The 506-nt window shown below is 63.4% G+C and carries 1 protein-coding gene; it reads left to right on the top strand.

Going from position 1 to position 506, the window contains the following annotated elements:
* The coding region (locus tag DID98_RS35555) for a hydrolase (protein ID WP_148093567.1) at nucleotides 1-506 on the top strand (506 nt) is incomplete at both ends.

The raw sequence follows: 506 nt of genomic DNA on the forward strand, positions 1-506 counted from the left end.
CCGAAGCTTGAAGTACTCACTCCGCACAACAGCCAGCTGATCTTCATCGACCAGCAGCCGCAGATGGCGTTCGGCGTGCAGTCGATCGATCGCCAGACGCTGAAGAACAACGTCGTCGGCCTCGCGAAGGCCGCGAAGGTATTCAACATCCCGACCACGATCACGACCGTCGAAAGCGACAGCTTTTCGGGCCACACGTATCCCGAGCTGCTCGACGTGTTCCCGAACCAGAAGACGCTCGAACGCACGTCGATGAACTCGTGGGACGACCAGAAGGTGCGCGACGCGCTCGCCGCGAACGGCCGCAAGAAGGTGGTCGTCTCGGGCCTGTGGACCGAAGTCTGCAACACGACGTTCGCGCTGTGCGCGATGCTCGAAGGCGACTACGAGATCTACATGGTCGCCGACGCATCGGGCGGCACGTCGCAGGCCGCGCACGATTTCGCGATGCAGCGCATGGTGCAGGCCGGCGTGGTGCCGGTCACGTGGCAGCAGGTCCTGCTCGA

The sequence above is a fragment of the Burkholderia sp. Bp8984 genome (assembly GCF_003853755.1).
Lineage (GTDB): Bacteria > Pseudomonadota > Gammaproteobacteria > Burkholderiales > Burkholderiaceae > Burkholderia.